This window comes from Pantoea sp. X-Soil-ISGK-275 (assembly GCF_059730795.1).
Genome location: NZ_AP035977.1, coordinates 688101 through 707701 on the forward strand (window position 1 = coordinate 688101; position 19601 = coordinate 707701).

Annotated in this window: 17 protein-coding genes; 4 read left to right on the top strand and 13 right to left on the bottom strand. The window is 57.5% G+C overall.

From position 1 onward, the window contains the following. Positions 1 to 52 precede the first annotated feature (52 nt). The gene (locus AC6I8A_RS22680) at positions 53 to 1477 is read right to left on the bottom strand and encodes a hypothetical protein (protein ID WP_479490902.1); all 1425 of its coding nucleotides are present in this window, start codon (positions 1475 to 1477) and stop codon (positions 53 to 55) included. 276 nt (positions 1478 to 1753) lie between these two features. On the opposite strand from AC6I8A_RS22680, the gene AC6I8A_RS22685 reads away from it, so the two are divergent. Then, entirely contained in the window at positions 1754 to 3148 is a 1395-nt protein-coding gene (locus AC6I8A_RS22685; RefSeq protein WP_497819262.1) for an amidase, read from the top strand. A 117-nt stretch (positions 3149 to 3265) separates the two neighbouring features. Then, positions 3266 to 4213 carry a helix-turn-helix domain-containing protein gene (locus tag AC6I8A_RS22690; RefSeq protein WP_479490900.1) on the top strand — a complete coding sequence of 316 codons (948 nt, stop codon included), beginning with the start codon at positions 3266 to 3268 and terminating at the stop codon, positions 4211 to 4213. Here the strand turns inward: AC6I8A_RS22690 and AC6I8A_RS22695 are convergent. From AC6I8A_RS22695 to AC6I8A_RS22725, 7 genes are all read right to left on the bottom strand, one after another. After that, a complete protein-coding gene (locus tag AC6I8A_RS22695) occupies positions 4202 to 4780 on the bottom strand; it encodes an ANTAR domain-containing response regulator (RefSeq protein WP_497819263.1) in 579 nt (192 codons plus the stop codon). The two genes, AC6I8A_RS22690 and AC6I8A_RS22695, sit on opposite strands and share 12 nt — an antisense overlap. A 238-nt stretch (positions 4781 to 5018) precedes the next feature. Continuing rightward, a complete protein-coding gene (locus AC6I8A_RS22700; protein ID WP_436331846.1) occupies positions 5019 to 5723 on the bottom strand; it encodes an ABC transporter ATP-binding protein in 705 nt (234 codons plus the stop codon). After that, positions 5716 to 6447 carry an ATP-binding cassette domain-containing protein gene (locus AC6I8A_RS22705; RefSeq protein WP_497819264.1) on the bottom strand — a complete coding sequence of 244 codons (732 nt, stop codon included), beginning with the start codon at positions 6445 to 6447 and terminating at the stop codon, positions 5716 to 5718. Before AC6I8A_RS22705 ends, AC6I8A_RS22700 begins: the two co-directional genes overlap by 8 nt. Next, entirely contained in the window at positions 6444 to 7475 is a 1032-nt protein-coding gene (locus AC6I8A_RS22710; RefSeq protein ID WP_497819265.1) for a branched-chain amino acid ABC transporter permease, read from the bottom strand. The genes AC6I8A_RS22705 and AC6I8A_RS22710 overlap by 4 nt, the downstream gene beginning before the upstream one ends. After that, entirely contained in the window at positions 7475 to 8344 is an 870-nt protein-coding gene (locus tag AC6I8A_RS22715; RefSeq protein WP_265303370.1) for a branched-chain amino acid ABC transporter permease, read from the bottom strand. The genes AC6I8A_RS22710 and AC6I8A_RS22715 overlap by 1 nt, the downstream gene beginning before the upstream one ends. Before the next feature lie 11 nt (positions 8345 to 8355). Beyond that, on the bottom strand, positions 8356 to 9597 hold the full coding sequence (locus tag AC6I8A_RS22720) for an urea ABC transporter substrate-binding protein (protein WP_008109387.1): 1242 nt from the start codon (positions 9595 to 9597) through the stop codon (positions 8356 to 8358). Between the two features lie 326 nt (positions 9598 to 9923). After that, positions 9924 to 11144 (bottom strand): lactonase family protein, encoded by a 1221-nt coding sequence (locus AC6I8A_RS22725; RefSeq protein WP_497819266.1) that lies wholly within the window; start codon positions 11142 to 11144, stop codon positions 9924 to 9926. Between the two features lie 281 nt (positions 11145 to 11425). Here AC6I8A_RS22725 and AC6I8A_RS22730 point away from each other — a divergent pair, with 281 nt between their 5' ends. Next, the gene (locus AC6I8A_RS22730; protein WP_265303364.1) at positions 11426 to 12064 is read left to right on the top strand and encodes a LysE family translocator; all 639 of its coding nucleotides are present in this window, start codon (positions 11426 to 11428) and stop codon (positions 12062 to 12064) included. An 82-nt stretch (positions 12065 to 12146) separates the two neighbouring features. Here AC6I8A_RS22730 and AC6I8A_RS22735 read toward each other — a convergent pair whose 3' ends face one another. The 4 genes from AC6I8A_RS22735 to AC6I8A_RS22750 form a co-directional block, all read right to left on the bottom strand. Beyond that, a complete protein-coding gene (locus AC6I8A_RS22735; protein ID WP_154183011.1) occupies positions 12147 to 12947 on the bottom strand; it encodes an inositol monophosphatase family protein in 801 nt (266 codons plus the stop codon). Between the two features lie 14 nt (positions 12948 to 12961). Next, entirely contained in the window at positions 12962 to 14023 is a 1062-nt protein-coding gene (locus AC6I8A_RS22740) for an ABC transporter ATP-binding protein (protein WP_008109395.1), read from the bottom strand. Continuing rightward, the gene (locus AC6I8A_RS22745) at positions 14020 to 16242 is read right to left on the bottom strand and encodes an ABC transporter permease (RefSeq protein WP_256698552.1); all 2223 of its coding nucleotides are present in this window, start codon (positions 16240 to 16242) and stop codon (positions 14020 to 14022) included. The genes AC6I8A_RS22740 and AC6I8A_RS22745 overlap by 4 nt, the downstream gene beginning before the upstream one ends. A 126-nt stretch (positions 16243 to 16368) precedes the next feature. Then, positions 16369 to 17397, bottom strand: coding sequence for an ABC transporter substrate-binding protein (locus AC6I8A_RS22750; RefSeq protein ID WP_256698551.1), 1029 nt, complete (start codon positions 17395 to 17397; stop codon positions 16369 to 16371). A 217-nt stretch (positions 17398 to 17614) separates the two neighbouring features. Between AC6I8A_RS22750 and AC6I8A_RS22755 the strand changes: the two genes are divergently transcribed. After that, positions 17615 to 18649, top strand: coding sequence for a LacI family DNA-binding transcriptional regulator (locus tag AC6I8A_RS22755; protein WP_436331841.1), 1035 nt, complete (start codon positions 17615 to 17617; stop codon positions 18647 to 18649). On the opposite strand, the gene AC6I8A_RS22760 is transcribed toward AC6I8A_RS22755, so the two are convergent. Then, complete coding sequence (locus AC6I8A_RS22760; protein ID WP_497819267.1) at positions 18607 to 19542, bottom strand: LysR family transcriptional regulator; 936 nt, start codon at positions 19540 to 19542, stop codon at positions 18607 to 18609. The genes AC6I8A_RS22755 and AC6I8A_RS22760 overlap by 43 nt on opposite strands. Positions 19543 to 19601: the final 59 nt, after the last annotated feature.

The window sequence follows — 19601 nt, forward strand, 5'->3', positions numbered from 1 at the left end:
ACGGAATTGTGCGGGATTATATAAGGTCGCCATTAATGGCGACCCTACGATTTTATATTTGCGCATCAAACTGCGCGGCGGCGAAACTGCGGGTGAATTCGTTTTTCACGCTGTGCGGGATCTGTACGCTATCAATCAACTTCGCCAGCTGATAGGTTTGCACCGTCTCAGTTTGCGTCAGCTGCTGGGAATAATTCGCGGTCAAATCGCCTTTCTTATTCTGCGCCACCGATGTCTGGCTACGCTCTTCGTCATCAATCAAATGGTACTTATAATTTTGTGACGACTTCTGTTCGGTCAATTTCACCGCCGAGTCAGAATCCAGCGCGGTGTGGAAGCTGGCCTTGAGTTTAAACAGCGTTTGCTGGGTCAAATCCTGGGTATCGCCATGCGTCTGGGCAGCGGTTTTTTGCGCCACGTTAAGTGAGAAGGTGTCTTGCTCTTCCGGCTTATACGGATTACCGGAAACCGGCGTCTGCTGATACGTAGCCGAGAAATCTGCCAGTCCGCTGATCGCACCGTTCTTCGCTGCATTGGCATCAATCGACTTCACACGCTGCGTGTTGATGCTTTCCGCCGCTTTACCTTCGGTAGTGTTCAGCGCGCGGAAACTGTCCTTAAACAGCGCCAGCATGTCACTATCGCCATGGCCGCGCGAAGCCGCCTGATCGAATTTGCTGCTCCACTGATCCAGTGCCGCCGCCTGCTGCCCCGCGCTGCCCGCCTGCGTCAGTTTCGACATATCAGTATCAAGTTTGATGCTGACATCGCCGTTATGGAAACCAAGCCAGCGCTCCTGATCGTCGGCATGCAGATTCAGAGATTGCGTGACGTTATTGCCATTCCGCAGATCGGTCTTCAAATCGACACTTTTCAATACTGAACTGTCGAACTTCATCAGATCGCTGATATCGAGCTTGGTGGTGCTGCCATCCAGGCCATCCAGCGCTTTTTGCAAGCCTGCTGACAGTTGCCCCATTGCCGCCGCTTCATCGTTGCTCAGCTGGCCGCCGCTGGTTTTCAACTCCACCACCATGCCGCCCTGTTGGCGCGTCATCTGCAAACTCACCTGCACGCCCGATTGCGTGGTGATGGTCAGTGCCAGCGCGCTTTGGCTGCTGCTCTTTGCGCCGCTCACCGCTTCGGTGGCTGGCACGCTCAAGGTCACGTCGCCGCGATGGCTGGCCAGATTACTCAGTAAGGTGCTGCCGAGACCGTTCATGCCGACGCCGCTGGCATGCGCGGCACCGTTGAGCTGCGCTTGCAGGCTGCTGGTGACATCGACGGAACTCTTAACCTGCGCGGGTTCGATTTTATAGATAGCGGCGATGGCATCGCTCGCCTCACTGAAGGTGACTTTGGTGGACGCTTCCGCCGTCAGGGCGTTTTGCGCGGATTTGTTGTTCACCGCTGGCGTCACCACCGCATTCGATGCGATTAAATTTCTCAGTACGCTGCTGCCAATCCCATTTAGCATGAAAATAATCCTCGTTGTGTACTATTCCTGAGAGTTATCGGCGAAATGTTCAGCAGCTTTAATGGTTTTTGCCCTCACCCTAACCCTCTCCCATAAACGGGAGAGGGAACCGATTGTGCACCGTCTGCTCCCTCTCCCGCCTGCGGGAGAGGGCTGGGGTGAGGGAAATGCATTGGCAGTTCTGACATACCATCTGTCCGCCTAAACACAGCCGCACTTCACGCGGTGACTTACGTTATTCATCAACACATCTCTCACTCACGAGGTAAGGTCACGATGGATAATCTGCATTACAAAAGCTTGCTGGAAATTGGCCGCTTGATTCAGTCGGGCGAAATTTCTTCGGTGGAGGTCACACAAACCCTGCTGACGCGCATCGATACGCTCGATCGCGACTTACACAGCTACTTCTACGTGATGCGCGACAGTGCGCTGCAACAGGCGGCTGAAGCCGATGCCGAAATTGCGCAGGGAAAAATGCGCGGTCCACTACACGGCGTACCGATTGCGCTGAAAGATCTGATCTGGACCAAAGACGCGCCCACCAGCCACGGCATGATCATCCACAAAGATCGTTACCCAACGGAAGACTCCACCGTGGTGGAGCGCTTCCGCGCGGCGGGTGCGGTGATTCTCGGCAAGCTGACGCAAACCGAAAGCGCCTTCGCCGATCACCATCCCGATATCACCCGCCCCAATAATCCGTGGGGCAGCGCGCTGTGGACCGGTGTCTCCTCCAGCGGATCCGGCGTCGCCACTTCCGCAGGTTTATGCTTCGGCTCGATTGGCACCGATACCGGCGGATCGATTCGCTTTCCCTCCAACGCCAACGGGCTGACCGGCATTAAACCGACGTGGGGCCGCGTCACGCGTCACGGTGCCTGTGAACTGGCGGCATCACTGGATCATATTGGTCCGATGGCGCGTAACGCCGCCGATGCCGCCGCCATGTTGCAGGCCATTGCCGGTCGCGATGACAAAGATCCCACCTCCAGCAGCGAGCCGGTGCCGGATTATCTGGCGCTGATGACGCGCGGCATTAGCAAGATGCGCATCGGCGTAGATAAAAGCTGGGCGCTGGAGAAAGTTGACGAGGAAACCTGCGCCGCGCTGCAATCGGCGATCGCCACCTTGAGCTCGCTCGGCGCGACCATGGTGGATATCACCTTGCCTGATACCGAAAAAGCCGCCGCCGAGTGGAGCGCACTCTGCGCCGTGGAAACTGCGCTGGCGCATGAAGAGACCTATCCAGCGCAGAAAGATCAATACGGTCCCGGCCTGGCTGGCCTGTTGGATCTTGGCCACAGCGTCACCGCGCTGGCGTATCAGCGCTTGCTGCTCAGCCGTGCAGCGCTGCGTGGAGATATCTCCGCGCTCTTTACTCAGGTTGATCTGATTCTGGCACCGGCCACCTCGTATGCCGGATTGACCTGGGACACCATGACCCGTTTTGGTACCGATCAGGCACTGTTTAACGGCGTACTGCGCTATACCAGTGCATTCGACGCCAGCGGACACCCCACCATCACCTTGCCGTGCGGCAAAACCGCCAGCGGCGCACCGATTGGCTTCCAGCTGGTGGCGGCACATTTCGCCGAAACCACCATGATTCAGGGCGCGTGGGCCTTCCAGCAGGTTACCGACTGGCACAAACAGCATCCCGCGCTGTAAATCCGCCGCCTTTGCCGCCCCAACAAATTCGGGGCGGTCATTTCACCCGCTCATGGCCTGAAACTTGCTTTAACTCCCTGACTTCCGCCCTTTTCGCCATGTTTAGGGGATGCTGATATGAAAGAGCTTTTCACCACCGACGATCTCGATAACCGTCATCGCTTCGATGCCTGGCGTGATGCGGTGTGCTCGCGTCTGATCAAAGCCGAAGCGCGCCAGATGCACTCAGGCACCTTTTCCGGCAGCTTTGCCTATTCGATGCTCGGTCACATGGATATTGCCAATCACGTATCGCATACCGCGCTGATGTGGCAACGCACGCCGGAGTGCATCCGCCGCCATCCTAATCACGATTTCTATCTGGGTTATGTTTGCGCTGGCAGCGGCACGCTGCGGCAGAATGGCCATCAATCACGCGTCAGCGCGGGCGACGTGGTGATCTACGATGCCGCGACGCCGTTTGATTTTGCCATGGAGAAGGTGGCGATCAATATCGTGCATCTGCCGCGCCACATCATGGAGAAGGAAGCGCCTGCCACCGCCAAACTGGCGGGCAAAACGCTGGATCTTACGCGCCCCGGCATGGCATCGCTTAAGCTGCTTTTACAGGAAGCCTTTGTGTTTAATCCCGACCGCGAGAATCCGTTTCTGGCGGAGCAGTTTGCCAACACGCTGCTGAATATGATTTCGGTGAGCGTCAATTTGCAGCACAGTGAAGAGGCGCTGAAACCGGATCTGTATTCGCGCGTGGTGAGTTTTCTGCGCCACAATTTGCAGGAGCCGGAGCTGTCGGTGGCGCAGATCGCCAATGCGCATCACGTCTCGCCGCGCACCATCAGCCGGGTGTTTGCCGCCCACGGCACGACGCCGATGAACTTCCTCTGGCAGGAGCGTTTGCAGGCGTGCCATCGCGTTCTGGCCGAAGGCAAAGCGCGCAATATCACTCAGGTGGCGTTGGATCACGGTTTCAGCGATATGTCGCACTTCAGCCTGGCGTTTCGCAAAGCCTTTGGTTATACGCCCAGCAGCCTGTTACGGCAGCCGGACGCGCCGCTACTTTTGTAGCGTGGTGATCACGCGCTCGGCGGTGTATTCCATGCTGCTGCGCGTGTTCATCGCTTCGCTGCGCATCAAGCGATACGCCCCCGATTCATCCAGCCCGAAGGTTTGCATCAGCACGCCTTTGGCCTGCGCCAACCTTTCCCCGCGCGCTTTACGCGCCTCCTGCACCGCACGCAACCGCTGGTGATGAAGCACGGTTTGTAGCGTGCCAATCATCTGCACAATTAAGGCAAACGGATTGAGCTCACGCTCGGCGATGGCGTTCGGCTGGAATTGCAGCAGTAGCGGAAACAGCCGCGCGTTGTGGCTATCCGCCAGCGCGATAATGGGAATATCCTTTTCGCGCGCGCTGTTGAACAGAGTGGATAAAGGCTGCTGCTGATGCACATCAATCGCCACCAGCAGCAGCTGCGTATCCACAGGGATTGATGCAGCAGGCGGCCAGCTGTGATGCGCGTGACAGCCTAATTGCGTCAGCGAAGCGCAAAACGCGCGCACGCTCTGTGAATCAGGATGGAAAATATGCAGCCGGACACCAGAAAGCGTTGCCAGTAATGTTTGTTCAGTCATGGTTCACCCTATGCGCATCCCGAATGAGGAAGCCTCACAGTAAGCGAGCGGCTGAATCCGTGCTTTGCTGATGCTGCCGGGTGCTGTGTCAGGGCGGACAACGTCCTCTGCGCGCTGATGCCCTCACCCCGGCCCTCTCCCACAGGGAGAGGGCGATGCTGCCATATACAAGCCCGCTCAATCTGTCCCCTCTCCCGCCTGCGGGAGAGGGCTAGGGTGAGGGCAATGGCAATACAACTCAAACATGAAACCCTAAAAACTGTTCCGCCACGCTGGCACTCGACTGGGTTTTCGGATTGATCTTCTGCACAATCTGCCCCTTTTCAATCACATGAATCTGGTCAGACAGCGCATAGAGAAACTCGATATCCTGCTCCACCAGAATGATCGAAATATCCATCTCGTGGCGCAGCCGCCGCAACGTCTCAATGATCTCCTCGCAGATATTCGGTTGAATCCCTTCCGTTGGCTCATCCAGCAGCACCAGCTGCGGCTGGCCGCACAGGCAACGCGCCAGCGCTAATAGCTGCTGCTCGCCGCCCGATAGCGCACCGCCCGGCTGCGCCAGCAGGCGTTTCAGGCGCGGAAAATATTCCAGCATCTGATCGATAATCTGCCCGGCGCGGGAGAAGTGTTTCACGCAGCCCATACGCAGATTCTCCTCCACCGTCAGCTGCGGGAAAATCTGTCGTCCTTGCGGGACAAAACCGATGCCCGCCACCGCACGCTGGTGCGCCTGATAACCGGTAATATCGATGCCGTTCAGCGCAATGCGGCCTTGCCAGGCTGGCAGTTCGCCCATAATGGTGCGCAGCAGCGTGGTTTTGCCCATGCCGTTGCGGCCCAGCACGCCGGTGAACGACTTCGCGCCGACAAACAGCTCGGATAAGTTCAGCACCGGAATCTTGTTGTAGCCCGAAACCATCTCTTTTATTTCAAGCATGTTTAATCTCCAGATTGCCGAGATACGCCTCTTTCACCAACGGATTTTGCGTCACCTCGCGGAAACTGCCTTCCGCCAGCACCGCTCCCTGGTTAAATACCGTCACCTGCTGCGCAATCATGCTGATGAACTCCATGTCGTGTTCCACCACCACCACCGTGCTCTGCTGATTAATCGCCTTGATCAGTTGCGCGGTTTTACGCACTTCCTGATGCGTCATGCCCGCCGCCGGTTCATCCAGCAGCACCAGCTGCGGTTTGGAGATCAGGATCATCCCCAGTTCCACCCATTGCCGCTGACCATGCGCCAGTTCCGAGAGCACCGCGTGTTGCAGATCAACCAGACCGATATCCCCCAGCACCTGTTCAATCGCCGCTGGCAGCGCCGCTTTCGCCAGCTTATTGGCTGCCGCCTGCCACAAGTTTTCCCGCACGCTTAACCTCTCGAACACACTCGGCACCTGGGTTTTGATGCCAATTCCCAAACGCGCGATCTCCCAAGGTCGTTTGCCGGAGATCACCTGTTCGCGATAGCGACACTCGCCGCGCGTCGGCGTCACCTGGCCGCTCAACATCTTGAAGAAGGTGCTTTTGCCTGCGCCGTTGGGGCCAATCAGGCAGCGCAACTCGCCTTCACGTAAGGTGAAATCCACCTCTTTCACCGCATGTACGCCGCCAAAACTGACGCCCATTTTGCGGGTTTCCAGTAACACGTTGGTTGTCATTGTTTCACCTCAGTGACCTGCGCACGGCTGGCGGGTGCGGCGGCGGGACGCTTGCGCCGCCACAGACGCTGCAGCGTCGGTAAAATGCCGCCCGGAATCAGCAACACAAACACCGCCAGGATTACGCCGAGCACTAAATTGACATCCACGGTTTGCTGCGCGCCCAGCCGCGTCACCATCCACTGCAACAGCACGCAGCTGATCACCGGCCCAAGTAGCGTGCCACGTCCACCGACAATCACCCAGATGATGATCTGCGCCGACTGGCTGATGCTGAACACGCCGGGACTGACAAACGCGCCCCAGTTGACATACAAGCAGCCCGCCAGTCCGGCAATGGCTGCGCCGATGGCGAAGGTCGCCAGCTTATGCGCCGGCACGTTGTAGCCGAGCAATCCGGCGCGCTGCTCGTTCTCACGAATCGCCACCACGGTTTTGCCAAAGCGGCTCAGCAGCACGAACTTCAGCAAGGCGTAGCAGAGCGCCAGACAACCGGCGGTGACCATAAAGATCGCCTCGGGCGATAAAAAGGCATCCGGCTGGAACGGCAGGTTGAGCGTCGGAACTGAGGGAATGCCGTTAAAGCCGCCCAGCAGCGCTTCGCCGATGTGATATTCGCTGCCGGAGGTGGAGTTAACACAGTTAAACAGCACCAGACTCACTGCCAACGTGATCGCGCCGAGATAGACATCGCTGACGCCGCCATAAAAAATCACGTAGCCGAGCAGCAGCGAGAACAGCGTTGGCAGCAGCACCGCCATCACCACTGCCCAGGTCGAATCGCCCCAGTTGATGGCGCAAATCGCATAGGTATAAGCGCCTAAACCGAAAAACGCCGCCTGGCCGAAGCACAGGATGCCGCCGCAACCCCAGATAAACGCCAGGCTAAGCGACAACAAGCCCATTACCAGAAACACCGTCAGTGACAGCAAGGTGTAGAGCTCAATCGCGCCTGACAGCCACAGCGCTACCAGCACCATCGCCAGAGAAGTGACGACAATCTGGATCTTTTCCGAGAACAGTTTCATTACAGCGATCTCCTGAAGAAGCGTCCGGTGATGCCCTGCGGCAGCAAGCGCAGCAGCACAATGGCGCTCAGCAACAGCGCAACCGCACCAAATACCGGCGTGGAGAAGTAGGTCACCAACTGCGAGATGGTGCCGAACAGCGTGGAGGCGGAGAGCGTACCGGCGATGATGGCGCTGCCACCGCCAATCACCGTGATAAAGGCTTTGGCGATAAAACTGACGCCAATGGTTGGGATCACGCCGGTAATCGGCGCTAACAGCGCGCCGCCCAAACCCGACAGCGCCGCACCCAAGCCAAACGTCAGGCTGTAGATCTTGCCCGGATTACTGCCGAGCGCTGCCGCCATGCGCGCATTCTGCATGGTGGCGCGCGCGCACAGACCTAAGGTGGTAAAGCGCAGCAGCAGCCACAGCGCGCCGAGCAAGCCGACGGCAAACACAATCATGAACAGCGAATAACCGCTGGTGCTGTAATGGCCGATGCTGACGCTGGGCAGCGGCGAACTGATGCCCAGCGTGGTGTTGCCGAACAGCATGGTGGCGGCACCGATCAACGCCAGACTCAGCCCCCAAGTCGCCAGCATGGTATCGATCATCCGCCCATACAGATGGCGGATAATCACGCGCTCAATCACCGCGCCAAACACGCCCACGGTGAGCGGCGCGATCACCAACATTGAGATCCAAATCGGCACGCCCCACTGATTGGTAGCCAAAATGGCGCTGTAGCCGCCCAGCATCATGAATTCGCCGTGCGCCATATTGACGATTTTCATCATGCCGAACACCACCGCCAGCCCAACGCTCATGATCACCAGCACGGCGATGGCATTGAGCACTTCAATGGCGTAGATAATGAACAGATCCATAGCGGCTCCTGTTACAGCTCAATTTGATACTGTTTGGTATCGCGCGGATTTTTCTTCAGATCGCACACCATCGCGGTATCCACTGGCGCTTGATCGGTGAAGGTTTCCAGAATTTTCATCTGATGGTTTTCCACTTCAGCGATATGCACATCCAGCGAACAGTGATGCGTGGCCGGATCAACGCTCAGCTTGCCGCTCGGCGAGGTCAGCGTGACGCCGGACTCCAGCGCCTCAATCACTTTCATGCGATCGATATCGCCCGCTTTGCGCACCCCTTCCGCCCAGATCAACATGCCCTGATAAGCGCCCATCGCGAGGTCGCTGATGTACGGCGTATTCGCGCCGTAACGCGCATGGAATCGTTCGACGAACGCTTTGTTTTCCGGCGAGGGGATTTCCTGCATATAGTTGGCGGCCACCAGAATGCCGTTGCTCTCTTCCGGTGACAGAATGATGTGTTCGTTGCCGCCACCAAACACCGTGGAGGCAATCGGGATCTTGCCGCTCATACCGGCCGCATGCCACTGGCGATAGAAGGAGATGTGCGCGCCACCGACCAGCGCTGACCACACCATGTCGGGTTTGGCGCTCTGGATTTTGGAGATGGCCGCACCAAAATCGGTGACATCCAGCGGGAAGAATTCAACCGCCATCACTTCGCCGCCGTTATCGTGCACCGACTTTTTCACCCACGCCGAGACGATCTGCCCGTAGTTATAATCCGCCGCCAGCACGTAAACTTTTTTGCCCCACTTCTTCACCGCATAAGGCACCAGTTTTTCCACGGTTTGCGCCGGGGTAGAACCGGAAGAGAAATAGTTGCGATCGCACACGCCGCCTTCATATTGCGCCGGGTAGAAATAGAGCGAACGAAAACGATCCAGCACCGGACGAATAACCTCGCGCGAAGCCGAGGTAATGCCGCCGTGCACCACCGCCACTTTATCTTTCAGCGCCGCCTGCTGCGCATATTGCGCATAAAGCTGCATGTTGGATTGCGCATCGTAATTAATCACCTGCAACGGGCGACCTAATAAACCGCCCGCTGCGTTGATCTCTTCTGCCGCCAAATTAATCGCGTTCGACATTGGCTTGCCGTAGATATCGAGCCCGCCGGATAAGTCGAGAATACTGGCGATTTTAATCGCGTCTTTGCTGTCGGCGGCGAAAGAAAACTTAGGCGCAACGCCCGCCGCCAAACCTAATGCTGAAACTGCTGAACCCTGGATAAATGAACGACGACTAATAGCCATAGCAACCTCTTGAAAGGGAAGGGTCAAATTGGATTGTTTCCGGGAGGCCGGAGAGAATAAAAGCGATCGGCAGACGGCGCTGTCTGCGTTAACAAGAGGGTTGCCACATCGTTGGGGCGTTATTTTGTATAAAGCAAGAAGTGGGCCAAATAATTAACAGGCCGCAGATTGGCGTAATGGGGAGATTAATTGCGCTGCTATGGGAATGTGCGCACTGCTAAATAGCATTGAGCACTAATAAGGTGCAGGTCGCCATAAATGGCGCCCCTACGAATGATTATCACCGATTTGTAGGGTCGCCATTTATGGCGACCTCAATTAACCACTCAATTAAAAAACTTAATATCCGTAGGCGTGGCAATCTTCGCCACTTCGCCTGCGGCTTTTAACACACCGCTTTCAGCATCGAAATGAAACATCGTAATGTTATTGGTGAACACGTTCGCCACATACAGGTATTTACCGCTGGCATCAAAGGCGAAAGCACGCGGTTCAATGCCATCCGCGTTGTAGCGCACCGGCGTTCCCAGTGAACCATCCTGCTCAATTTTAAACACCACTAAGCTGTTATCCGATCCGCGATTAGCCGCAATCACAAACTTGCCGTTCGGGCTAAGGATAATGCCGCCGCCGCTGCGATACTCGGCGCTGCTGTTTTCCGTGTTCAGTTTGACCTTAGCCTGCTGCTCCAGACGATTGTCCTTCACCGCAAACACCACCACTTCACCGGCCATTTCGGTAATGACATACGCGTGTTTGCCATCCGGGGAAAACACCATGTGGCGCGGGCCAGAACCGGCTGGGAAGGAGACATCGCGCGAAGTATCGGCTGCCAGCGGCTGAGTTTTGCCCGCGTGATAGGCATAAGCGTGCAGTTTGTCGCCGCCGAGATCTGCGGCGTAAAGGTATTTGCCATCATGCGTAAAGGTGGTGGAGTGCGCGTGGCCGCTATCCTGACGATCTTTTACCGCACCGCTGCCGCTGGCAAACGGGAAATTCTGCGCCTGCTCGCCGAGCGAACCGTCATGATGTATCGGGAACACCGCTACGCTGGCGCCGCCTTTGGCCACCGAATAGTTGGCGACAAACAGGAATTTACCGTCCGGGCTGATGGTGGCATGCGTTGGCTGCTGGCCGTGGCTATCCACCGCGTTAATCACCCGCACCTTGCCGCTGTGATCGATCGCCAGTGCAGTGACCGCACCGGCGTTTTCTTCATTGGTGGTGTAGGCAAAACGACCATCGTGCGATTTCACAATCCACGATGGGCTTTTCATTTTGATGAAATCGAGCGGCGTCAGCGTGCCGTCGCTATTGACCTTCAAACGGTACAAGCCTTCGCTGGGATGACCTGGATTTTGCACTAACGGCGCATCCGGGATGCTGGTCCATGTGCCCACTAAGGCCGTTTGGTTGTGATGTTCCGCTGCAGTTGCCATTGCACTTCCCGCTAATGTGAAAACAGCTAGCGATAATGCCACGCTTAGACGTGACGCCAAACCGCCAGACACGGATTTATTGTGATTTTTCATTGTAGTACCCACCATAATCGGAATGTTCTTGATAAAAAGCGTTAGTCGCGTTGGATTTTTTATTGTGCTTGCGGCCGATGTTGCAGACCGCTTTACGACTATAGTGGTATTGCTTTGATTCGCGTCGAACGGGCGTGATCGTGTTCACATTATCGGGGATTTATCCGCCGTTAGAGCACGATTACCTCCAAACTTAACAGCCCAAATACCTCAAATGCGTAATTCTTATTATTACTGCGTTTTCCCGGCATGCTTTAATGAAGCCCTCTTAACATGCCAGGGATGCTGATGTTGCTATGCTGCAGTTTTCAAATGGTTTTCTGCTGAGTTTGTCGTTGTGCCTTGATATCGGTCTCGCCAATATCGCCATGATCACGCTGGCGATGCAACGCGGCTATTTTCACGGTTTTTGGTTGGGGATTGGCACCTGCATTGGTGACTTAATCTATGCGCTGCTGGCGCTGGCGGGCATGGCGATTGTGTTGCAGTTCACCGCCGTGCGCTGGGTTTTATGGATTGGCGGCGGCGTGATGTTGCTGTGGTTTGCCGGGAAGATGCTGCATGCGGCGTTGCAGAAGCAGGCTGCACTGCCGGAAACCGCACAACAGCCCTATCGATCGCTGCTGCGCGAGTTCAGCCGTGGCGTGATGCTGGCGATGTCGTCGCCGACCGCGATTTTGTGGTTTGCCAGCGTCGGCGGTGCCTTGATTTCACGCATGGGACACGGCAGCGCGGCGGCAACGTCATCCTTCCTCGGCGGTTTCTTTATTGCGGGCGTGGTATGGACCTGCGTAATGTGCATGGTTGGCAGCATGGGCGGCAAGCTGCTGGGGCAGCGTTTGTTGAAGTATTCCTATCTCGCTTCCGCATTGATTTTTGTCTATTTCGCGATCTATGTGATTTGGTCGGGTTATCGGGAGTTTATTCTGGTTTGATAGGAGGTCGCCATAAATGGCGCCCCTACGACGATTCTGCGCGTTTTTGTAGGGTCGCCATTCATGGCGACCGCAACCAACATCACAATCCGGCAATCCGCTTCAAATCCGCTTCCGCACCCGGCGCAACCGCCAGCACCTGCGCGCCTTTCAGCAAACGTTCGCCTTCGGTGTTAAACGGGTGATACCAGCCGCCCGCCTCTTTTACCAGGCAATAACCGGCCAGACAATCCCACGCATGCATATACGGCTCGTAATAACCGACCACACGCCCAGCTGCGACCCACGCCAGCATCAAGGCACCCGATCCAATGCGAATAAAATTCCCGCCCGCCGCCAGCAGCGATGCGAGGATTTTCCCCACTTCATCCGGGCTAACGTGGCTGTTGGCACCAAATCCGGTGACATGATTTTGCAGCGTGCGACTGGCATCCACCTGCAAGCGCTTGCCGTTGAGCGTCGCACCCTGTCCGAGAGCGGCGACGTAACATTCCTGATAAGTGGGCGCGAAAATCACGCCAATCACCGGCACGCCGTCGTGCAGCACCGCGACCGACACGCACCAGTTCGGCATGCCGTTAAGGAATGGACTGGTACCGTCGATTGGATCGACCACCCACGTATAACCCGATGAACCGTCCTGCAATCCGTACTCTTCGCCAAGAAAACCGTCGTCGGCAAACTGTGCGCGAATTTGCTGGTCGATCATCTGTTCCACTTCGCGGTCAGCGCGGGACACCACATCCTGCAAATCGTATTTGGTCTCCACCACTAAGGTGTCGCGCTGATGGAAATACTCCAGCGCCTTCGCGCCACCGGCGCGTGCCACCTTCTCCGCTAAAATCAGGCGTGATAACAGCGGGTCATTGTCTAATTCACTCATCATCCATCCTTAAATTAACCGGCAATCAGGGCCAAACCCTGAGGTTTAAAATCAATCGCGACGTTCGATGCCAGCGGCAGCTGCTGCTCCATCTCGGCATCGACAATAAACAGCGAACCCAATTCGGTAGCGACTTCATATTCGATATGGTCGCCAAGCCACGTGCTGTGCGTCACTTCGCCGCGCAGTGCGCCTGCGCCTTCTCCGCGCAGCGTAATAAACTGCGGTCGCACCGACAGCTGTGCCGCGCCGGTTTTCAAACCGTTGCCGCGCACGCGATAACGCTGGCTGCCGAGTCGCACCAGCGCTTCACTGCCATCAAGCTGCTCGACTTCGCACGGCAGAATATTCGCCTCGCCCATAAAGTCGGCGATAAACACCGAGTTCGGCGCGTGATAGAGACTTTCCGGCGCGCCCTGCTGGGCAATATCACCCTCTTTCATGACAATAATCTTATCGGACACCGCCAGCGCTTCTTCCTGATCGTGCGTGACGTATACCGCCGTGAAGCCGAGCCGCTGTTGCAAGTCGCGGATATCGGTACGCACCCGGCGGCGCAAACGCTCATCAAGATTCGAGAGCGGCTCATCCAGTAGCAGCACCTGCGGCTCCAGCACCAGCGCGCGTGCCACCGCAATGCGCTGTTGCTGCCCGCCGGAAAGCTCCGAAGGCAGGCGCTGGCCCTGATGTTCGAGGCCAACCAACTTGAGCCCTTCACGGGCGCGGTCCTGCGCTTCACGCTTATTCATGCCCGACGACTGCAAGCCATACATGATGTTGTCGAGCGCGCTCATGTGCGGGAACAGCGCGTAAGACTGAAACACCATCGCCACGTCGCGCTCGTTAGCGGGCAAGTTGGTGACATCTTTGCCGCCAATCAAAATGCGTCCAGCGGTGGGATGCTCCAACCCGGCCAGCAGCCGCAGCGTGGTGGTTTTGCCGCAGCCGGATGGACCTAGCAGCGTCACCAGCGTGCCGGGTTCCACCGTCAGCGAGAGATCGGGAATTGCATCAAAACCGGCAAAGCGTTTCGAGACGTGTTCAAACACCACAGATCCAGCGGTTACGCGTGTCATACGGCTCTCTCCTGGGTTAAGGACGTTGAAGCTGGCGGAATTGCCATGTCGACCGGACGGGCCACGCGGCGCAGACGCCGTTCGCCCACCAGCCACTGGAACATGCCAATGATCAGCAGCATCACCACAATCAAGACGGTTGAGTAAGCAATCGCCACACCGTATTCGCCGTTTTCCACCAGCCCGACGATGTAAGAGGTTGCCATGTTGTACTGCGCGCTCACGAGGAAGATCACCGCACTGATCGAGGTGATGGCGCGTACGAAGGCGTAGACCAGCGCGGCGCTGATCGCCGGTTTCAGCAGCGGCAGCACCACTTTGCGCAGCGTGCGGAAGCTGTTAGCCCCGAGCGTCAGTGACGCTTCATCCAGACTTTTATCCAGCTGACTCATCGCCGCGATCCCGCCGCGCACGCCAACCGGCATGTTGCGGAACACAAAGCAGGCCACGAGGATCATCGCGGTGCCGGTGATCTCCAGCGGCGGCAGGTTATACGCCATTACATAACTTACGCCGATCACCGTTCCGGGAATGGCGAAGCTCAGCATCAGCAGGAACTCGAAGGTCTGACGACCGGCAAACTTCTGTCGCACAATCAGCCAGGCGGTGAGCAGCCCAACTATTGCGGTGAGCGGTGCGGCAATCAGCGCGATCTCCAGCGTGGTCCAGAACGAGTTCCACGCCACGCCGCTCCACAGCAGATGCCCGTCGCTGAAACTCACGCCAAAGGCGCGCACGTAATGTTCGATGGTCAGCGCATCATTCAATCCCCACGACTGTACAAAGCCGCCGACCACAATCATGCCGTAGATCACCAGCGTGAACAGGCCCCACGGAATCACCATGCCGTACACGCCAAAGCGCAGCACGCGTGGCAGCTGCACATGTTTGCCGCCGTCGCCTTTGCCGGTGACGGTGGCGAAGTTTTTGCCGCCGAGCCACCAGCGCTGCAGCACAAAGGCCGTCAGCGTGAAGCACAGCAGAATCATCGCCAGCACCGCTGCGCGGCTCGGATCGTTTTGCGCGCCGACCACCGAGAAGAAGATCTCAGTGGAGAGCACGCCGTGACTGCCGCCCAGCACCATCGGATTACCGAAATCGGCCATGCTTTCGATAAAACTAATCAGAAAAGCGTTGGCTAAACCCGGCGCCATCAGCGGCAGCGAGACGCGCGTGAAGGTACGCCAGCGATTGGCGCGCAGCGTTTGTGACGCCTCTTCCAGCGACGGACTTACGCCTTCCACTACGCCAATCAGCACCAGAAACGCAATCGGTGTAAACGACAGCACCTGCGCGATCCAGATGCCGGTTAAGCCATACAGCCAGCGGCCCGGTTCGATGCCAAACAGCGCCGCCAGATGTTCCGTCACCACGCCGGAGCGGCCAAACAGCAGGATCAGCGCCAGGCCAATCACAAACGGTGGCGTGATGATCGGCAGAATCGTCAACATGCGCAGCGCTTTCTTAAACGGCAGCGGCGTGCGCGTGGCGGCTAAGGCAAACGCCAGACCGAGCAGCGTTGATCCGGCGGCGGTCATCAGCGCCAGCCACAATGTGCGCCATGCGGTGCCGCAGGTGCCACCCGACAAACAGGACAGGCTCCAGATCGACGGGTCCTGAATGTTGCTGATTAAGCCATCCGGCTTGAAGCTGCCGTCCACGTCCTGCACCGACACCACAAACATGCTCAGCACCGGATAAAGCACGAAGATGCTCACCAGCGCGGTGAGCAGCACCAGCGACGCCACCACAAAGGCATCACCTTTCATTACGCCGCGTTCGGCCAGCGCGAAGGAGAACAGCAGCAGGAAAGTGGTCAGCAACAGCAGCGCACCCGCGCCCATCGCCGGTTGGCCGGATGCGAGCGCGCCGAAGCGATTTTCCAGCCACAGCCAACTCCAGCCGCTGTAGCCAATCGCGTGACCTTCAATCACCAGGAACAGCACGCCAAGCGCGCTGAACAGCAGCAGCAAACGGCTGCGCGCCGCGCCCGGCAGGATGCCGCAACCGGCACACAGCACGAACAGCGCGATGGCGATAAGCAGCCACGGATGTTCACCCACTTGCCACAGCGCGGGCGCGTTGGCGCTGTCGCTCCACAGGCTGGTTAGCCAGCCGCTGCTGAAGAAACCGGCTTCCAGGCTGAACCACGGCAGCAGCAGTAACGCCACTGCGCCGATGATCAGCGCGCCTGCCAGACGGCGATTATTTGCATTCATCACATACCTCGAATTCGGGTTTTTGTGCGGTGCTTAACCAGGTCGCCATAAATGGCGACCCTACGGAATTCATTGGGTTTTGTAGGGTCGCCATTTATGGCGACCTTCCCACAAACCACACCGATCTCACTGCGCGCTGGCACCGATCTCTTTGTCCCAACGTCCCAGCAACGCTTTACGTTTGGCCGAATCGCCGTAAGTTTTGAAGTCGTAATCGATCAGTTTGATGTTCTCAAAGCGCGGCGCGTACTCAGAAATCTCCGCGTTACGGTTCGACGGCAGCTGGAAAGATTTGGCCTCTTTCATATGTGATTGCGCTTCAGCGCTTAGCGCCCAGTCGTACCAGACTTTAGCGTTAGCGAGGTTGCGCGCCCCTTTGACAATCGACATCGAGCCAATCTCATAGCCGGTGCCTTCGCACGGCGCGACGGTCTTGATCGGGAAACCGTCCACTTCCATCGCCACCGCATCATGCATAAACACGATGCCGACGGTGGTTTCACCGCGCGCTGCGGATTTCACCGGCGCCGAGCCCGATTTGGTGTACTGCGAAATATTGGCATTAAGCTTTTTCAGGTAATCAAAGGCCTCATCCTCACCCATGATCTGCACCAGCGTCGCCAGCGTGTTGTAGGCGGTACCCGACGAATTCGGGTTGGCTATCTGAATTTCTCCTTTGAAGCTTGGGTCCAGCAGATCGGCCCAGCATTTCGGCTCTTTCAGCTTTTTCGATTCCAGCAGTTTGGTGTTATAACCCCAACCAAGCGCGCCAGCATAAATGCCCACCGTACGGTAATTGGAGTTTTCCGCCTGCTTCTGCGCCCAATCCTGTTGCTGATCGAGCAGCGGCGATTTGTATGGCTGCGTCAGCCCCTCTTCCGCCGCCTGCATATGCGGATCGCCGGTGCCCGCCCACCATATATCGGTGCGCGGATTGCGTGCTTCGCTGCGCAGACGTGCATAGGCTTCGCCCGCTGAGAGGCGCACCATACTGACTTTGATATCCGGATGCGCCTTGCTGAAGATGTTGGTCATGTGCTCGCACACCACCACATCGGCGGAGCAAACCATATTCAGATTGCCCGCTGCAGAGGCGGCAAACGGCAGTGCAGTGCAACAGAGGGATAGCGCGATGGCCATTGAGGTGACTCGCATAGTGTTCTCCTGGATTGTAGGGTGGGTGCTTCATTGGCACCTTTTATTGCACGTGTGTGCAAAGTAGTAATGAACAAGAAATGTCCTGTCAAACACCATACTGCGCAATTGTTAGGCGATGTCACAAAAATGCAACAAATGAGATCTAAAGCGGTTTGCACAGCTTTGCAATCTGAGGCAGACTCAGTGGCAGCCAGATTGTGAAGAGGTGTTGAGCATGCAGCATGAGAAAGCGGTGGTCAGTGCGCAGGATGTCGCCGAGCGCGCGGGCGTTTCGCGCTCGGCGGTGTCGCGCGCCTTTACGCCGGGCGCCAGCGTGTCACCGGCAACGCGTGAACGGGTAATGAAAGCGGCGGAAGAGTTGGGTTATCACGTCAATCATCTGGCGCGCGGTCTGGTAAGCAATCGCAGCAGCATTGTCTGCCTGATCGTCTCGGAGATCGCCACGCCCTATCGCGCCAGCCTGGTGCGCTGGCTGACGCAGTTTTTGCAGGAAGCAGGCAAAGTGGCGATGCTGATCAACACCGATCGCTCGGACAACAGCGTTTCAGCGGCACTGCAGCAGGCGATTAATTTCCGCGCCGATGCCTCGATCATTCTCTCCGGCATGCCGGATCGCACCATCACGCGCCAGTGTTATAAGCACGGCCAGCGCATCATTTTAATTAACCGCGATGAAGCGCTGCCGGGCTCGCTTAGCATCAATCTCGATGCCGAAAGCGCTGCACAAACCGCAGTAATGGCATTTCAGCGCGCCGGTTGCCAGCATCTGGCGTTTGCCAATTCGCTGGCGGGCACGCCAAGCCTGAAAAAGCGTGAAGACACTTTTGTCGCGACTGCGGAACGTGCGGGATTAAGCGTGACGGTGGAACGCTTTGGCACCACATCGTATGAGAGCGGCCAGATTCTGGCGCACCGCTTGCTGACGCGCCATCAGCGGCCAGACGGGGTGTTTTGCGTCACCGATTTGGTGGCCTGCGGCTTTATGGATGAAGCGCGTCACCGCTTTGCCCTGCGCGTGCCGGAAGATCTCTGTTTGATCGGCTACGACAACATCGCGCAGGCTGGCTGGTCTTCCTATAATCTCACCACCTTTTCCCAGCCGGTTGAGCAGTTCGCGCAGGATGCAGTGAAGTGGCTGATACAAACCGAGCAGGAGGAAACCGGCTTCACGCCGCAAGGTGAACAGCAGCACGACAGTCTGCTGTATCAGGCCGATGTGGTGTGGCGCGGTTCGGTGCGCGGCGGCTGACAGACGTCTTTTACCACGCCACGCAGCCAGCGGTGCGCGGCGTCGTTTTCCAGTCGCGGATGCCACAGCTGTGACACGGCCATTTCCCGCGTGGCGAACGGCAATTCAAACATCGCTAACGTATTGCTGTTTTTGATTAACGGATGATGCAGAAACAGCGAACGCGGCACTAAGGCGACAAGATCTGAATCCTGCGCCAGCGCCACCGCGCTGGAAAATGCCGGTACCAGCGCCGCGACCTTGCGCGTTAATCCGGCCTGCCGCAGCGCATCATGAATCGGCCCACCCAGCTCACCGCGCCGTGACGCCACGATATGACCAAAAGCGGCGAACTGTGCGATATCCAGCTGCTGCGTGAGCGGATGTCCGGCGCGCACCACGCCGACAAAGTCATCGCGAAACAGCGCCTGCAAACGAATCTCCGGGCCCATATTGCCCAGCACGCCAATCTCCAAATCGATGTTGCCTTCGCGCAAATCGCGCGCGCTTTTCTCTGGCTTGGGCACAAAACTGAGCCACGCGTGCGGCGCTTGTTCCGCCACGGCAGCGATCAGTGCGCTGCCAAACGCTTCGATGAATCCTTCATTGGTGCGCAGGGTAAAGCAGCGATCCAGCTGACGCAAATCCAGCGATTGCGCCGTCGGGCTTAACACCGCACGCGCCTCACTTACCGTGTGATGCGTGCGCTCGCGGATCGCTTCAGCATAAGGCGTCAGCACCATTTGGCGCCCGGCGCGCACTAACAGCGCATCGCCGGTGGTGGCGCGTAAGCGTCCCAGCGTGCGGCTCATCGCCGATTCGCTTAAGCCTAAGCGACGCGCAGCGCCAATCACGCTGCCTTCAATCAGCAGCGCATCCAAAGCAATTAACAGGTTGAGATCGGCATCATTCATGCGGTTTATCCTCGCCGATTCGACGCATCGAGACAAGGCGTTTGGTGCAGGTTAATAAT

Excerpts from the sequence above, each read along its gene's own strand:
- AC6I8A_RS22680 (WP_479490902.1), bottom strand. The coding sequence starts at position 1,477 with ATGCTAAATGGGATTGGCAGCAGCGTACTGAGAAATTTAATCGCATCG.
- AC6I8A_RS22685 (WP_497819262.1), top strand. The coding sequence starts at position 1,754 with ATGGATAATCTGCATTACAAAAGCTTGCTGGAAATTGGCCGCTTGATT.
- AC6I8A_RS22690 (WP_479490900.1), top strand. The coding sequence starts at position 3,266 with ATGAAAGAGCTTTTCACCACCGACGATCTCGATAACCGTCATCGCTTC.
- AC6I8A_RS22695 (WP_497819263.1), bottom strand. The coding sequence starts at position 4,780 with ATGACTGAACAAACATTACTGGCAACGCTTTCTGGTGTCCGGCTGCAT.
- AC6I8A_RS22700 (WP_436331846.1), bottom strand. The coding sequence starts at position 5,723 with ATGCTTGAAATAAAAGAGATGGTTTCGGGCTACAACAAGATTCCGGTG.
- AC6I8A_RS22705 (WP_497819264.1), bottom strand. The coding sequence starts at position 6,447 with ATGACAACCAACGTGTTACTGGAAACCCGCAAAATGGGCGTCAGTTTT.
- AC6I8A_RS22710 (WP_497819265.1), bottom strand. The coding sequence starts at position 7,475 with ATGAAACTGTTCTCGGAAAAGATCCAGATTGTCGTCACTTCTCTGGCG.
- AC6I8A_RS22715 (WP_265303370.1), bottom strand. The coding sequence starts at position 8,344 with ATGGATCTGTTCATTATCTACGCCATTGAAGTGCTCAATGCCATCGCC.
- AC6I8A_RS22720 (WP_008109387.1), bottom strand. The coding sequence starts at position 9,597 with ATGGCTATTAGTCGTCGTTCATTTATCCAGGGTTCAGCAGTTTCAGCA.
- AC6I8A_RS22725 (WP_497819266.1), bottom strand. The coding sequence starts at position 11,144 with ATGGTGGGTACTACAATGAAAAATCACAATAAATCCGTGTCTGGCGGT.
- AC6I8A_RS22730 (WP_265303364.1), top strand. The coding sequence starts at position 11,426 with ATGCTGCAGTTTTCAAATGGTTTTCTGCTGAGTTTGTCGTTGTGCCTT.
- AC6I8A_RS22735 (WP_154183011.1), bottom strand. The coding sequence starts at position 12,947 with ATGAGTGAATTAGACAATGACCCGCTGTTATCACGCCTGATTTTAGCG.
- AC6I8A_RS22740 (WP_008109395.1), bottom strand. The coding sequence starts at position 14,023 with ATGACACGCGTAACCGCTGGATCTGTGGTGTTTGAACACGTCTCGAAA.
- AC6I8A_RS22745 (WP_256698552.1), bottom strand. The coding sequence starts at position 16,242 with ATGAATGCAAATAATCGCCGTCTGGCAGGCGCGCTGATCATCGGCGCA.
- AC6I8A_RS22750 (WP_256698551.1), bottom strand. The coding sequence starts at position 17,397 with ATGCGAGTCACCTCAATGGCCATCGCGCTATCCCTCTGTTGCACTGCA.
- AC6I8A_RS22755 (WP_436331841.1), top strand. The coding sequence starts at position 17,615 with ATGCAGCATGAGAAAGCGGTGGTCAGTGCGCAGGATGTCGCCGAGCGC.
- AC6I8A_RS22760 (WP_497819267.1), bottom strand. The coding sequence starts at position 19,542 with ATGAATGATGCCGATCTCAACCTGTTAATTGCTTTGGATGCGCTGCTG.